Here is a 14006-nt window from a genome sequence, read left to right on the forward strand (position 1 = left end):
TGTTTCTTTGTTTGATAAAAACTTTCTTGAAAAATAATACGTGAAAAGTTTGCAGAATTCAAAAAAAGCCGTACCTTTGCATCGCTTTTGAAACGGAAGTGTACGGGCGTTTAGCTCAGCTGGTTCAGAGCATCTGCCTTACAAGCAGAGGGTCGGCGGTTCGAATCCGTCAACGCCCACACGAAAAAAACGAAACACTTCCGGCTCATTAACAAGGGCGTTTAGCTCAGCTGGTTCAGAGCATCTGCCTTACAAGCAGAGGGTCGGCGGTTCGAATCCGTCAACGCCCACTACAAAAAAAAGAGTCTTACGAAGAAATTCGTGAGACTTTTTTTATTTCTTACCTCTTTTATACAAACTTTCTTTCTCCTTTTACCTTATAACTCAGGAAAAAGAGTTAATTTTGCAACCTGATAATTATCTAAGAAAACGTATGGAACTTGATGTATTAACGGCCATATCCCCGATTGATGGTCGATATAGAGGCAAAACTAAAGCTTTGGCAGCTTATTTCTCTGAATTTGCACTGATTAAATACCGTGTACAGGTAGAGGTGGAGTATTTTATCACCTTGTGCGAACTTCCTTTGCCGCAATTGAAAGGAATCGATAGTAGCGTGTTTGAAACTTTACGGAATATCTACCGTAACTTCTCCGAAGCAGACGCACAACGCATTAAAGATATCGAAAGTGTAACTAACCACGATGTGAAAGCCGTAGAATACTTCCTGAAAGAAGAATTTGACAAGATGGGCGGAATGGATGACTACAAAGAGTTTATTCACTTCGGACTGACTTCTCAGGATATTAACAATACGTCTGTTCCTCTTTCTATCAAAGAGGCATTGGAGCAGGTTTATTACCCGTTGATTGAAGAGCTGATTGCACAGTTGAAAATGTATGCGACAGAATGGGCTAATATTCCGATGCTTGCTAAAACTCACGGTCAGCCGGCTTCTCCTACCCGTCTGGGCAAAGAAGTGATGGTATTCGTTTACCGTCTGGAACGCCAGTTGGCAATGTTGAAAGCCTGCCCGCTTACCGCTAAGTTTGGCGGTGCTACCGGAAACTACAATGCGCATCACGTGGCTTATCCTCAGTATGACTGGAAACAATTCGGCAACCGCTTTGTAGCGGAAAAACTGGGACTGGAGCGCGAGGAATATACTACGCAGATTTCGAACTATGATAACCTCTCTGCTGTTTTTGATGCTATGAAGCGCATCAATACCATTATGGTAGATATGAACCGTGACTTTTGGCAGTACATCTCTATGGAGTACTTCAAGCAGAAAATCAAAGCCGGAGAAGTGGGTTCAAGCGCCATGCCACACAAAGTGAATCCGATTGACTTTGAAAATGCAGAAGGTAACCTGGGTATTGCAACCTCTATTTTGGAGCATCTGGCTGTGAAACTTCCGGTTTCCCGTTTGCAGCGTGATTTAACCGACTCAACAGTGTTGCGTAATGTCGGTGTACCTTTCGGGCATATCGTGATTGCCATCCAAAGTTCTTTGAAGGGATTGCGTAAACTGTTATTGAACGAACCGGCTATTTATCGTGATTTGGATAATTGCTGGAGCGTGGTAGCAGAAGCTATTCAGACCATTTTGCGCCGTGAGGCTTATCCGCATCCGTATGAAGCTTTGAAGGCTTTGACCCGGACTAATCAGGCGATTACAGAAAGTTCTATTAAGGAATTTATCGAGGAACTGAATGTAAGCGAAGATATTAAAAAAGAGTTAAGAGCGATTACTCCCCATACTTATACGGGGCTTTAATTGTTTACTTATATAATAAACGTGTTTTTTTAATAGGCCGTGAGGCCAAAGTCTAATTTTATTCGAATAAAAAAATGAGCACAGAAAACGAAGAATGGCGCGAAAATTCTTTCAATGAAGAGAATTTAGGTGCCGGCCGTGATGGTAACAGGTCTTACAACAGAGAAGGTGGTGACCGTCCGTATCGCCCTTCTTACAACCGTGAAGGCGGGGATCGTCCGTATCGCCCGCGATTTAATGTCAACAATGAAGGAGGTGAACGCCCGCAGCGTTCATACGGTGACCGCTCTTATGGCGACCGTCCCCAACGTCCTTCTTACAATCGTGAAGGTGGAGATCGTCCGTATCGCCCGCGATTTAATGTCAACAATGAAGGAGGTGAACGCCCGCAACGTCCTTACAGCCGCGAAGGTGGTTCTTATGACCGTCCTCAACGTCCTTCTTACAACCGTGAAGGTGGTGACCGTCCTTACCGTCCCCGCTTCAATAGCAGCGAAGGTGGTGAACGTCCGTCTTATGGCGATCGTCCTCAACGTCCTTCCTACAACCGTGAAGGTGGCGACCGTCCTTACCGTCCTCGCTTTAATAACGGCGAAGGTGGTTCTTATGACCGTCCCCAACGTCCTTCTTACAACCGTGAAGGTGGTGACCGTCCGTATCGTCCCCGTTTTAATAGCGGCGAAGGTGGCGGCTATCGCAGCAACAACGGTGGTGGAGGTTATCGTCCGAGATATAATAACGATCGTCAAGGAGGATATCGTCCTCGTCCGCGTACCGGCGATTATGATCCGAACGCTAAGTATAGCTTGAAGAAACAGATCGAGTACAAGGAACAGTTCATTGATCCGAATGAACCGATTCGTCTGAATAAGTTCCTGGCTAACGCAGGTGTTTGCTCCCGTCGTGAGGCTGATGAATTTATCACAGCAGGTGTGGTTTCTGTAAACGGTGAAGTGGTAACGGAATTGGGTACGAAGATCAAACGTTCGGATGTGGTTAAGTTCCATGACGAACCGGTAAGCATCGAACGCAAGGTATATGTATTGCTGAATAAACCGAAAGATACCGTTACTACATCGGACGATCCGCAGGAACGCCGTACAGTAATGGATTTGGTGAAAGGCGCTTGCAACGAACGTATTTATCCGGTAGGACGTCTGGACCGTAACACGACTGGTGTACTGTTACTGACGAATGACGGTGATCTGGCTTCCAAGCTGACACACCCGAGATTCCTGAAGAAGAAAATTTATCATGTTCATCTGGACAAGAACCTGACTAAAGCAGATATGGAGCAGATTGCAGCTGGTATCCAGTTGGAAGATGGCGAAATCCATGCAGATGCAATCAGCTATACAGATGATTTCAAGAAAGACCAGGTAGGTATCGAAATTCACTCCGGTAAGAACCGTATCGTTCGCCGTATTTTCGAATCACTGGGTTATAAAGTAGTAAAACTCGACCGTGTGTTCTTCGCCGGACTGACCAAAAAAGGTCTGCGTCGCGGAGACTGGCGTTACCTGTCGGAAGCAGAAGTAAACTACCTCCGCATGGGTTCGTTTGAGTAATAAGTCAATAAATAACAACTTGACAGAGGACGGGGAAAGAAAGCAGGAAAGAATTCATCCTGTATTTGAGACCTCGTCTTCTTGTATCTAAAAAGAAAAAGTTAAATGGAAAAGATTGGTAGAACAAAAATTGTTGATCTGTTGAAGCGCACGGATATCGGCGCTATGGTCAATGTGAAAGGATGGGTTCGCACCCGTAGAGGTAGCAAACAAGTAAACTTTATCGCACTGAATGACGGTTCTACAATAAATAATTTGCAGATCGTAGTAGATTTGGCTAATTTCGATGAAGAGATGCTGAAACTGATTACCACCGGCGCTTGTATCAGCGTGAACGGAGAAATGGTAGAATCAGTGGGTTCCGGACAGAAAGTGGAAGTTCAGGCTCGTGAAATCGAAGTGCTGGGTATTTGTGATAATACATATCCATTACAGAAGAAAGGCCACTCTATGGAATTCTTGCGCGAGATTGCTCACTTGCGTCCGCGTACCAATACATTCGGTGCAGTGTTCCGCATCCGTCACAACATGGCGATTGCTATTCACAAGTTCTTCCATGAAAAGGGCTTCTTCTATTTCCATACGCCGATCATTACGGCTTCCGATTGTGAAGGTGCCGGACAGATGTTTCAGGTGACTACCATGAACCTGTATGACTTGAAGAAAGACGAGGGAGGTTCTATCTCATACGAAAATGATTTCTTCGGTAAGCAGGCGAGTCTGACTGTTTCCGGTCAGCTGGAAGGTGAATTGGCAGCTACTGCCTTGGGAGCTATCTACACATTCGGTCCTACGTTCCGTGCCGAAAACTCCAACACTCCCCGCCACTTGGCAGAGTTCTGGATGATTGAGCCGGAAGTGGCTTTCAACGACATTACAGATAACATGGACTTGGCAGAAGAGTTCATCAAATATTGTGTGAAATGGGCGTTGGATAACTGTGCGGACGATGTGAAGTTCCTGAACGATATGTTCGATAAAGGCTTGATTGAACGTCTGCAAGGTGTATTGAAAGATGATTTCGTACGTTTATCTTATACAGACGGTATCAAGATTCTTGAAGAAGCTGTTGCGAAAGGGCATAAGTTTGAATTCCCGGTTTATTGGGGCGTCGACTTGGCTTCCGAACACGAACGTTTCTTAGTGGAAGAACACTTCAAACGTCCGGTGATTCTGACTGATTATCCGAAGGAAATCAAGGCCTTCTATATGAAGCAGAACGAAGACGGTAAGACAGTGCGTGCCATGGACGTTCTTTTCCCGAAAATTGGTGAAATTATCGGTGGTTCCGAACGTGAAGCCGACTATAACAAGCTGATGACCCGTATCGAAGAAATGCATATCCCGATGAAGGATATGTGGTGGTATCTGGATACCCGTAAGTTTGGTACTTGTCCTCACTCTGGTTTCGGATTAGGATTCGAACGTCTGTTATTGTTTGTAACAGGTATGGCAAATATCCGTGACGTGATACCGTTCCCACGTACACCAAGAAATGCTGATTTCTAATATTTCGGTATATTTATGTAAAACTCGCATAATCTTCAGGTTATGCGAGTTTTTTTATGCTCTGAATTGCTGTATTCTCAAAATAAATCTTTATATTTGGAAATACGCATTCGAGAGTGTTAACTAAAATAATACAACAATGAAAAAGCTCTATTTCTTTACCATGCTTTCAATAATGTTGTTAGCGGTAACAGGTGCGACGGCCCAGAAGAAAACCAAATTCAAAGTGGCCGATTTGAAAGGTATTTGGCAGCTCTGCCATTATGTATCCGAGTCTCCCGATGTTCCGGGAGCGTTGAAACCCAGTAATACATTTAAAGTATTGAGTGATGACGGACAAATCGTTAACTTTACCATTATTCCCGGTGCGGATGCGATTATTACTGGATATGGTACTTATAAACAACTCACGGACGATTCTTATAAGGAAAGTATCGAGAAGAACATTCATCTCCCGATGTTGGACAATCAGGACAATATTTTGGAATTTGAGATTAAAGACAATGATTATCTTCATCTGAAATATTTTATCAAAAATGATTTGAATGGAAATGAGTTGAACACCTGGTATTATGAAACCTGGAAGAGGGTGGAGATGCCGGCTAAATTTCCGGAAGATATTGTGAGATAATTTCCAACGCACATGTGAAGGAAGGGTGTAAAATCGATATATAGAGGGGTGGCAGATAGATATTACTATGTAAATATCCACCTGCCACCTGTTCTTTTAGTATGTGAGGTAGGAGCTATCGAGAAAAAGGTAGCCGCTCAAACTGACGAATCCATTGCGGTATAATGTTTTTAGGATAGAACCTTTGTATGCTGGCAAATGAATTCTTTTGAAGTTCGGTTCTAAGATTGTCATTCTGCATTAACTCTACCAGGCGGTTAGCGTATTCTTCTTGGCGAAAAGTAGGAATAAGGACGCCGTTATTCATGATGATGTCCGTAACTCCGGCGCTACAATTATAGGCAATTGGAACACAACCGTAGCTCCATGGTAGAGAGAAGTCCGTGCACAATGAATTTGCCGGGCGAACTCTGCATAACTGATACCGCGTTCATCTACTTTCTGCTGTATGAGTTTTCCAATATAGATGTCTTTAAATTTAGATTCCACAGTTTTTGTGCTTGTAATGTGCCTGCACCAGTTTCCCTGTGGCAGCGGGCTTTCCATTGTTAAAAAGCGTGAGGAACTCTATACTGTTCATCAAGAAACGTGGTATCGCCAAACACCAGACTGATAAATGAACTGAATAAACACCCCACGCTGATAGTATATATGTGTGCACCCTTGCAAAAGGGTGCAGATACATACAACAACGGAAGCATCATACTGTTCCATCCTTTATCAGTCGAAATTTTGGCGATTTTCGTTTTTTAGGATGAAGCTGATAACGCTTTCTTTTCTTATTATAATAATGTATGCCTGTCCGGGAAGTTTGTCGCTTTTCCGTTCAGACTCTGCAAATATATAAAAGAAAACTGAACAGTATGATATAAAAGGGCGTTTATTCGTGCAAAAGGTATTGAGAAGACTCTCAATAAAATAGGCGACTGGAAAAATATACAAAAATAGTTTGCCAATTCAAAGAAAAGCCGTACTTTTGCAAGCCGATTATTATCACAAAATGATAAGAGATTAATTCATAGCAAGTTAGTATTCCTTTGTCCGGGGAAGACTAATGAGTGGTGAAGAATTTTTAGTAGTAACATTTAAAAACAAAATTAGAGTGGATACTTTAAGTTACAAGACCATTTCTGCAAACAAAGCGACTGTAACCAAAGAATGGGTTATCGTTGACGCTACAGACCAAACATTAGGCCGTCTGGGAGCAAAAGTTGCAAAATTGCTGAGAGGAAAGTACAAACCAAACTTTACTCCTCACGTAGACTGCGGTGATAACGTTATCATCATCAATGCAGACAAAGTAAAACTGACTGGTAACAAATGGAATGACAGAGTTTATTTGTCATATACTGGTTATCCTGGTGGTCAGAGAGAAATGACTCCTGCCCGTTTGATTGCAAAACCGAACGGAGAAGAGAGATTACTGAAAAAAGTAGTGAAGGGCATGCTTCCTAAAAATATCCTGGGAGCTAAATTGCTGAACAACTTGTATGTTTACGCTGGTAGCGAACACAAACATGCTGCACAGAACCCGAAAATGATTGATATTAATTCATATAAATAAGATATAATGGAAGTAGTAAATGCATTAGGCAGACGTAAACGTGCTATTGCACGCATATTCGTAAGCGAAGGTACAGGAAAGATTACTATTAACAAGAGAGACCTTGCAGAGTACTTTCCATCAACTATTCTTCAGTATGTTGTAAAACAACCATTGAACAAGCTGGGTGCTGCTGAGAAGTATGACATCAAGGTGAACTTGTGTGGTGGTGGTTTCACTGGTCAGTCTCAGGCATTGCGTTTGGCAATCGCTCGTGCACTGGTTAAGATGAACGCTGAAGATAAAGCCGCTCTTCGTGCAGAAGGCTTCATGACTCGTGACCCTCGTTCTGTTGAACGTAAGAAACCGGGACAGCCGAAAGCTCGTAGAAGATTCCAGTTCAGCAAGCGTTAATGTGCTGCCTGATAGAGGAATATGTTTAGTATCTAAACTACTGGGACTCTGCTCGTAAGACTACCCAGCGGTTGGTTTAGAAAAAACAAAAAAGAAAGTAAACGATTTAAAGAAAAAACAAGATGTCAAGAACAAATTTTGATACATTATTGGAGGCTGGTTGCCACTTCGGACACCTTAAGAGAAAGTGGAACCCTGCAATGGCTCCTTATATTTTCATGGAACGCAATGGTATTCATATCATTGACCTCCACAAAACAGTTGCAAAAGTAGACGAAGCTGCTGAAGCTTTGAAACAGATTGCCAAATCTGGCAAGAAAGTTCTTTTTGTTGCTACTAAAAAACAAGCTAAACAAGTTGTAGCTGAGAAAGCTCAATCTGTTAATATGCCTTATGTAATCGAACGCTGGCCGGGTGGTATGTTGACTAACTTCCCGACTATCCGTAAGGCTGTGAAGAAAATGGCTACTATCGATAAATTGACTAACGATGGTACTTATTCTAACCTTTCTAAGAGAGAAATTCTTCAGATTTCACGTCAACGTGCGAAATTGGATAAGACTTTGGGCTCTATCGCTGACCTGACTCGTCTGCCGTCTGCATTGTTCGTTATCGACGTAATGAAAGAAAATATCGCAGTTCGCGAAGCTAACCGTTTGGGTATCCCTGTATTCGGTATCGTTGATACTAACTCTGATCCTTCAAACGTAGATTTCGTAATTCCTGCTAACGATGACGCTACTAAATCTGTAGAAGTTATCTTGGATGCTTGCTGCGCTGCAATGATCGAAGGTTTGGAAGAAAGAAAAGCTGAAAAGATCGATATGGAAGCTGCTGGTGAAGCTCCTGCTAACAAAGGCAAGAAGAAATCAGTGAAAGCTAGACTCGACAAGTCTGACGAAGAAGCTATTAACGCAGCTAAAGCTGCTGCTTTCATCAAGGAAGACGAAGAGGCTTAATATATAAAATGTGCCAATTTGCTAATGTGCAAGAGTATATTTATACGCTTGTATCTTGATTGGCAGATTGGCACATTTTTTTGTTTCGAAAATTATTATTCATTTAAATAAAGGAAATTATTATGGCTGTAAGTATGGCTGATATTACCAAGCTGCGCAAAATGACCGGAGCTGGTATGATGGATTGCAAAAATGCGTTGACTGAAGCTGAAGGCGATTTCGACAAGGCAATGGAAATTATCCGTAAGAAAGGACAAGCTGTTGCTGCTAAGCGTTCGGAACGTGAAGCTTCTGAAGGTTGCGTTTTGGCTAAAACTACTGGTGACCGTGCTGTTATCGTTGCTTTGAAGTGTGAAACTGACTTTGTGGCTCAGAATGCTGATTTTGTGAAACTGACTCAGGATATTCTTGATCTGGCCGTGGCTAACAAATGCACTACTTTGGATGAAGTAAAAGCATTGCCGATGGGTAACGGTACTGTACAGGATGCAGTGACTGACCGTAGCGGTATCACAGGTGAGAAGATGGAACTGGATGGTTACATGACTGTAGAAGGTGTATGCACTGCTGTTTACAATCACATGAACAGAAATGGTCTTTGCACGATTGTTGCTTTCAACAAGGAAGTGAACGAGCAGTTGGCTAAGCAAATAGCTATGCAGATTGCTGCCATGAACCCGATTGCAATTGATGAAGATGGCGTTTCTGAAGAAGTAAAACAGAAAGAAATTGAAGTTGCTATTGAGAAGACAAAAGTAGAACAGGTACAGAAAGCTGTAGAAGCTGCTCTGAAGAAAGCTAACATCAACCCGGCTCATGTGGACAGCGAAGAACACATGGAAAGCAACATGGCTAAAGGATGGATTACAGCTGAAGATGTAGCTAAAGCAAAAGAAATCATTGCTACTGTTTCTGCAGAGAAGGCTGCACACTTGCCTGAACAAATGATTCAGAACATCGCGAAAGGTCGTCTGGGCAAGTTCTTGAAAGAAGTTTGCTTGCTGAACCAAGAAGATATCATGGACGGTAAGAAAACTGTAAGAGAAGTGTTGGCTGCTGCTGATCCTGAACTGAAAATTGTTGATTTCAAGCGTTTCACTTTGAAAGCTGAATAATCAATCAGATTTAAATTCTATGATGTGTCCTTAAAAACGGAACACGTTTAACTTAATAGAGATATTTAATAAGACTCTCTATTGGAAGATACAAAAAAGGCAACTAATTCATAACGATTTAGTTGCCTTTCCTTTTTATATTTTGGGATATTCCTCAAGAAATTGCCATGTATAACATAACGCACATCTTTAAAATATTTAGTTACAAAATGCTGTTTTGTTTAACCGCCTATACCTTTTGTTTTAGAGTATCCTTCTTTGATGAGCAGCTCTATGATTTTGGTTTTGAAATCTCCTTGCACCATAATCTCTCCGTCTTTAGCCGATCCGCCTACTCCGCATTTGCTTTTCAGTAGCTTGCCCAACTCTTTCAAGTCGTTTTCCGTACCTATAAATCCGGTAATTAATGTGACCACTTTACCGCCCCGGTTCTTTTTGTCAATGGAAACTCGCAGGTTTTGTTTGTTTTTGTCGAGAGTAACTTGCTCTTCATCGTTATCCATTTCATAGCCGAAGTCTGGATTCGTAGAATATACTACGTTTAGTCTATCTTTCCAATCATTATTTTTCATACTCGTCATTTTTTATCCTTTTCAAAAGTATTAAACTTATGGAAAAGAGCAAAATTTGAACCTCTTTTCATTGTTTTGTTTAATCTCTATTAAGGTTTTCTGTTATAGGATTGTCAGTCTCAAAAAAGATTGTACTTTTGCAAAATACCAAACTTAGTAAGAAGTATGAGCACATCTATACGAAAAGAGGCGGATAAAGTGCCGGAGCCTACCTTGCGCAGACTTCCCTGGTATCTGTCTAATATAAAACTAATGAAAGAAAAAGGAGAGCAGTACGTCTCTTCTACACAAATCTCTAAGGAAATAAATATTGACGCTTCTCAAATCGCCAAAGACTTGTCCTACGTCAATATCTCAGGGCGCACAAGAGTAGGGTATAACATTGATGCGCTGATTGAGGTGTTAGAGAGCTTTCTTGGATTTACCAATATGCACAAAGCCTTCTTGTTTGGTGTAGGTAGCCTGGGGGCTGCCTTGCTTCGGGATTCAGGTTTACATCATTTCGGGCTGGAGATTGTGGCAGCTTTTGATGTGAATCCGGAATTGGTGGGAAAAGACCTGAATGGTATTCCTATTTTTCACTCCGATGACTTTGAGGCAAAGATGAAAGAATACGATGTAAATATCGGTGTGTTGACCGTGCCTATTAATATTGCTCAGGAAATTACAGATAAGATGGTAGACGGAGGCATAAAAGCCGTATGGAACTTTACTCCTTTCCGAATCCGTGTACCCGAGAATATTGTGGTGCAGAATACGTCTTTATATGCTCATTTGGCTGTTATGTTTAACCGATTGAATTTTAACGAGAAATAATGAAGATTATTGCAGTAGGCATGAACTACGCCCAGCATAACAAAGAACTGGGACATACACAAGTAAATACGGAGCCGGTGATTTTTATGAAGCCTGATTCTGCTATTCTGAAAGATGGCAAACCGTTTTTCATCCCCGACTTTTCCAGCGAGATACATTATGAAACGGAATTGGTAGTCCGTATCAACCGATTGGGGAAAAATATCGCTCCCCGTTTTGCTAACCGCTATTATGATGCTGTGACAGTCGGTATCGACTTTACAGCCCGTGACCTTCAACGAAAGTTCCGTGAGCAGGGGAACCCCTGGGAGCTTTGTAAAGGTTTTGATTCATCGGCTGCTATTGGGACTTTTGTTCCGGTAGAGCATTATAAAGATATTCAAAATTTGAACTTCAATCTGTTGATCGACGGTAAAGAAGTACAGCGTGGCTGTACAGCAGATATGCTTTTCAAGATAGATGATATTATCGCTTATGTCAGTCAGTATGTAACGTTGAAAATCGGTGATCTACTCTTTACGGGGACTCCAGTCGGTGTAGGTCCTGTTAGTATCGGACAGCATTTGCAAGGTTATCTGGAAGAGGAAAAACTGTTGGATTTCTATATTCGTTGATCTTTTTTATTCAATTAGTACTCATTAGTTATACAAAATATGAAGATAAGAGTAGGCTTTGGCTTCGATGTACACCAGCTGGTCGAAGGGCGTGAATTATGGCTGGGCGGTATTCTTTTGGAACATACCAAAGGATTGTTGGGACATTCGGATGCTGATGTATTGTTGCATGCGGTTTGCGATGCTTTGTTAGGGGCAGCGAATATGCGTGATATCGGCTATCACTTTCCCGATACGGCTGGAGAATTTAAAAACATAGATAGCAAAATACTGCTGAAGAAAACAGTGGAATTGATTGCTACCAAAGGATATAAAGTGGGTAATATCGATGCAACCATTTGTGCCGAACGCCCGAAGTTAAAGGCACACATTCCTTTGATGCAAGAGACGATGGCAACTGTCATGGGAATTGATGCGGATGATATTTCCATTAAGGCGACTACTACTGAAAAACTGGGTTTTACGGGTCGCGAAGAAGGTATATCAGCCTACGCTACCGTATTGATAGAGAAGATTTCTTAACCCCTAAAACAAATAAATATGATTCGGCTCTTAAAAATTTACTTAACACTTGTCTTTTTGTTGGTAACGACTTTTTGTATGGCTCAAAAGAGTGAACTGAAATTTAGTAAAGATGGTAAATTCAAAATTGTGCAATTTACCGATGTGCATTTTAAATACGGCAACTGGGCTTCTGATATCGCTTTGGAACGCATAAATCAGGTGCTTGATGATGAACGCCCGGATTTGGTGATTTTTACCGGCGATGTTGTTTATTCTGCTCCGGCAGATTCCGGAATGTTGCAGGTATTGGAACCGGTAGTTAAACGCAAACTGCCTTTCGTGGTCACTTTTGGTAATCATGACAATGAACAGGGAATGACACGGGAACAGTTATATGATATTATCCGTAAAGTTCCCGGAAATTTATTGCCTGACCGGGGAACAGTCTTATCGCCGGACTATGTATTAACCGTGAAATCGTCTTCTAATGTTAAGAAGGATGCAGCTTTGCTTTATTGCATGGATTCTCATTCCTATTCTCCTTTGAAAGATGTGAAGGGATATGCATGGCTTACATTCGATCAGATAAATTGGTATCGCCAGCAGAGTGCAGCTTATAAAGCGCAAAATGGTGGACAGCCTTTGCCGGCTCTTGCCTTTTTCCATATTCCTCTTCCTGAATACAATGAAGCTGCCCGTTCAGAAAATGCGATTCTTCGCGGAACTCGTATGGAGGAAGCTTGTGCACCTAAATTGAATACGGGAATGTTTGCGGCAATGAAAGAAGCGGGTGATGTGATGGGTATGTTTGTAGGACACGATCATGATAATGATTATGCAGTGATGTGGAAAGGTATTCTTCTGGCTTATGGACGCTTCACCGGTGGAAATACGGAATATAATCATTTGCCTAACGGGGCCCGTATCATCGTATTAGATGAGGGGGCTCGTACATTTACGTCCTGGATTCGTCAGAAAGACGGAGTGGTGGATAAAATTTCTTATCCAGCAAGTTTTGTCAAGGACGATTGGACTAAACGTTGAGGCTTGCGAACTTCACATGGCTAAGGCGCGTGTACTTTGAACCATAGCTTTCGTATTGGCGTGATACTTTCGCCGATGCAATGTAGATAATATCCCCCAGTCGGTATTCATGTTCTATCCCTGATAGAGTGCATGAAACCGCACTGGGATTTTTTGATGGAATACTTATAATAACCAGGTTTCCACTGGCATTGGTTAAAGTCAGTATTTGCTTGACAAAAAACTGTGGGGTAGTGCCGTTCACTCTTGTTTTGTACGGATCATCTTCCAGTCGTACGCGTGTGACTTTTAATTTTAAGTCAGTCAGTTTTTCCCCTAATTCTCCTAGATAGCGGCTTGATGAACGTTTCTCTCTTGACTTTCTGATCATGATATCCAAATGTATGGAATGATAAGCCTGTGCTATCTTAACGAAACGTTCCTGTTTCGGTATTTTAGGGATGAACTTGTAAGCTACCCAACTTAAATAGGCAGGATCTATCTTCAAAATTTCATGAAGAAAATGTCCGCGATATTTTCCGAAGAAGATGAGGTCGTCACCGTTACTCTGCATTCTTTTCTCATTGTAATCCATGAGAATAAGACAACGCCTTGAATAATAAAACATTGTACTGGCGATCCGGAGGGATTCGTTAATGTCCGGTGACAGGTCATGTATATAAAGAATGGATTGCTTTTCGGGCAGGGGAGAGTACAGCCAAAGGGAATAGTTTGGTTTCCCCGGTCGGGGCAACACCACTAAGTAGACTCCTGCCTCTTTAAAAGGGGCTCTGCCTCGGTTGTACTCATTCAATTTGGCATACAATAAGGCTTCTTCGTTTTCGGAAATGCCCGGTAATCTAGGGTTAGCCATAATTGTTCTCGCTTTTGGTTATTTCAAATATAAGGATTTTCTTTCAGAAAAGCAACTTTTCTCTTTGAAATCTCGTACATTTGT

The 14006-nt window shown here is 41.9% G+C and carries 15 protein-coding genes and 2 tRNA genes; 14 read left to right on the plus strand and 3 right to left on the minus strand.

Going from position 1 to position 14006, the window contains the following annotated elements:
• The first annotated feature begins 104 nt into the window (after window positions 1-104).
• From A4V03_RS01345 to A4V03_RS01370, 6 genes are all read left to right on the plus strand, one after another.
• Window positions 105-179 (plus strand) — tRNA-Val (locus tag A4V03_RS01345).
• A 36-nt stretch (window positions 180-215) separates the two neighbouring features.
• Window positions 216-290 (plus strand) — tRNA-Val (locus A4V03_RS01350).
• Between the two features lie 143 nt (window positions 291-433).
• Window positions 434-1780, plus strand: a complete 1347-nt coding sequence (gene purB, locus A4V03_RS01355) for an adenylosuccinate lyase (protein ID WP_024988634.1) — start codon at window positions 434-436, stop codon at window positions 1778-1780.
• A gap of 74 nt (window positions 1781-1854) precedes the next feature.
• Window positions 1855-3348, plus strand: a complete 1494-nt coding sequence (locus A4V03_RS01360; protein ID WP_065537662.1) for a pseudouridine synthase — start codon at window positions 1855-1857, stop codon at window positions 3346-3348.
• 105 nt (window positions 3349-3453) lie between these two features.
• The gene (asnS, locus tag A4V03_RS01365) at window positions 3454-4857 is read left to right on the plus strand and encodes an asparagine--tRNA ligase (RefSeq protein WP_065537663.1); all 1404 of its coding nucleotides are present in this window, start codon (window positions 3454-3456) and stop codon (window positions 4855-4857) included.
• A gap of 139 nt (window positions 4858-4996) precedes the next feature.
• Window positions 4997-5488 carry a DUF4488 domain-containing protein gene (locus tag A4V03_RS01370; RefSeq protein ID WP_065537664.1) on the plus strand — a complete coding sequence of 164 codons (492 nt, stop codon included), beginning with the start codon at window positions 4997-4999 and terminating at the stop codon, window positions 5486-5488.
• Window positions 5489-5791: 303 nt separating this feature from the next.
• Here the strand turns inward: A4V03_RS01370 and A4V03_RS01380 are convergent, their stop codons facing one another.
• Complete coding sequence (locus A4V03_RS01380; protein WP_141243591.1) at window positions 5792-5977, minus strand: hypothetical protein; 186 nt, start codon at window positions 5975-5977, stop codon at window positions 5792-5794.
• A gap of 613 nt (window positions 5978-6590) precedes the next feature.
• Between A4V03_RS01380 and rplM the strand changes: the two genes are divergently transcribed.
• The 4 genes from rplM (at window position 6591) to tsf (ending at window position 9519) form a co-directional block, all read left to right on the plus strand.
• Window positions 6591-7052, plus strand: a complete 462-nt coding sequence (gene rplM, locus A4V03_RS01385; RefSeq protein ID WP_024987602.1) for a 50S ribosomal protein L13 — start codon at window positions 6591-6593, stop codon at window positions 7050-7052.
• Between the two features lie 6 nt (window positions 7053-7058).
• Window positions 7059-7445, plus strand: coding sequence for a 30S ribosomal protein S9 (gene rpsI, locus A4V03_RS01390; protein ID WP_004297203.1), 387 nt, complete (start codon window positions 7059-7061; stop codon window positions 7443-7445).
• Between the two features lie 122 nt (window positions 7446-7567).
• A complete protein-coding gene (gene rpsB / locus A4V03_RS01395; protein WP_024987603.1) occupies window positions 7568-8404 on the plus strand; it encodes a 30S ribosomal protein S2 in 837 nt (278 codons plus the stop codon).
• 122 nt (window positions 8405-8526) lie between these two features.
• Window positions 8527-9519: a translation elongation factor Ts gene (gene tsf, locus A4V03_RS01400; protein WP_065537667.1), complete on the plus strand. Its 993-nt coding sequence runs from the start codon at window positions 8527-8529 to the stop codon at window positions 9517-9519.
• A gap of 221 nt (window positions 9520-9740) precedes the next feature.
• Here the strand turns inward: tsf and A4V03_RS01405 are convergent, their stop codons facing one another.
• The gene (locus A4V03_RS01405; RefSeq protein ID WP_008020449.1) at window positions 9741-10091 is read right to left on the minus strand and encodes a translation initiation factor; all 351 of its coding nucleotides are present in this window, start codon (window positions 10089-10091) and stop codon (window positions 9741-9743) included.
• Window positions 10092-10256: 165 nt separating this feature from the next.
• Here A4V03_RS01405 and A4V03_RS01410 point away from each other — a divergent pair, with 165 nt between their 5' ends.
• Genes A4V03_RS01410 through A4V03_RS01425 form a run of 4 tightly spaced genes read left to right on the plus strand, consistent with a single transcriptional unit; the run spans window position 10257 to window position 13069 of the window.
• Window positions 10257-10907: a redox-sensing transcriptional repressor Rex gene (locus A4V03_RS01410; protein ID WP_004297208.1), complete on the plus strand. Its 651-nt coding sequence runs from the start codon at window positions 10257-10259 to the stop codon at window positions 10905-10907.
• Window positions 10907-11521, plus strand: coding sequence for a fumarylacetoacetate hydrolase family protein (locus A4V03_RS01415; protein ID WP_065537668.1), 615 nt, complete (start codon window positions 10907-10909; stop codon window positions 11519-11521). The genes A4V03_RS01410 and A4V03_RS01415 overlap by 1 nt, the downstream gene beginning before the upstream one ends.
• Window positions 11522-11560: 39 nt before the next feature.
• Window positions 11561-12043, plus strand: a complete 483-nt coding sequence (gene ispF, locus A4V03_RS01420) for a 2-C-methyl-D-erythritol 2,4-cyclodiphosphate synthase (RefSeq protein WP_004308656.1) — start codon at window positions 11561-11563, stop codon at window positions 12041-12043.
• Window positions 12044-12061: 18 nt separating this feature from the next.
• Window positions 12062-13069 (plus strand): metallophosphoesterase family protein, encoded by a 1008-nt coding sequence (locus A4V03_RS01425; protein WP_065537669.1) that lies wholly within the window; start codon window positions 12062-12064, stop codon window positions 13067-13069.
• Here the strand turns inward: A4V03_RS01425 and A4V03_RS01430 are convergent.
• On the minus strand, window positions 13059-13922 hold the full coding sequence (locus A4V03_RS01430) for an exodeoxyribonuclease X C-terminal domain-containing protein (protein WP_065537670.1): 864 nt from the start codon (window positions 13920-13922) through the stop codon (window positions 13059-13061). The two genes, A4V03_RS01425 and A4V03_RS01430, sit on opposite strands and share 11 nt — an antisense overlap.
• Between the last annotated feature and the right edge of the window lie 84 nt (window positions 13923-14006).

This window comes from Bacteroides caecimuris (assembly GCF_001688725.2).
Classification (GTDB): domain Bacteria; phylum Bacteroidota; class Bacteroidia; order Bacteroidales; family Bacteroidaceae; genus Bacteroides; species Bacteroides caecimuris.

Bases quoted from the DNA above. Each gene is read 5' to 3' on its own strand.
- purB (WP_024988634.1), top strand. From the start codon at position 434: ATGGAACTTGATGTATTAACGGCCATATCCCCGATTGATGGTCGATAT.
- A4V03_RS01360 (WP_065537662.1), top strand. From the start codon at position 1,855: ATGAGCACAGAAAACGAAGAATGGCGCGAAAATTCTTTCAATGAAGAG.
- asnS (WP_065537663.1), top strand. From the start codon at position 3,454: ATGGAAAAGATTGGTAGAACAAAAATTGTTGATCTGTTGAAGCGCACG.
- A4V03_RS01370 (WP_065537664.1), top strand. From the start codon at position 4,997: ATGAAAAAGCTCTATTTCTTTACCATGCTTTCAATAATGTTGTTAGCG.
- rpsI (WP_004297203.1), top strand. From the start codon at position 7,059: ATGGAAGTAGTAAATGCATTAGGCAGACGTAAACGTGCTATTGCACGC.
- rpsB (WP_024987603.1), top strand. From the start codon at position 7,568: ATGTCAAGAACAAATTTTGATACATTATTGGAGGCTGGTTGCCACTTC.
- tsf (WP_065537667.1), top strand. From the start codon at position 8,527: ATGGCTGTAAGTATGGCTGATATTACCAAGCTGCGCAAAATGACCGGA.
- A4V03_RS01405 (WP_008020449.1), bottom strand. From the start codon at position 10,091: ATGAAAAATAATGATTGGAAAGATAGACTAAACGTAGTATATTCTACG.
- A4V03_RS01410 (WP_004297208.1), top strand. From the start codon at position 10,257: ATGAGCACATCTATACGAAAAGAGGCGGATAAAGTGCCGGAGCCTACC.
- A4V03_RS01415 (WP_065537668.1), top strand. From the start codon at position 10,907: ATGAAGATTATTGCAGTAGGCATGAACTACGCCCAGCATAACAAAGAA.
- ispF (WP_004308656.1), top strand. From the start codon at position 11,561: ATGAAGATAAGAGTAGGCTTTGGCTTCGATGTACACCAGCTGGTCGAA.
- A4V03_RS01425 (WP_065537669.1), top strand. From the start codon at position 12,062: ATGATTCGGCTCTTAAAAATTTACTTAACACTTGTCTTTTTGTTGGTA.
- A4V03_RS01430 (WP_065537670.1), bottom strand. From the start codon at position 13,922: ATGGCTAACCCTAGATTACCGGGCATTTCCGAAAACGAAGAAGCCTTA.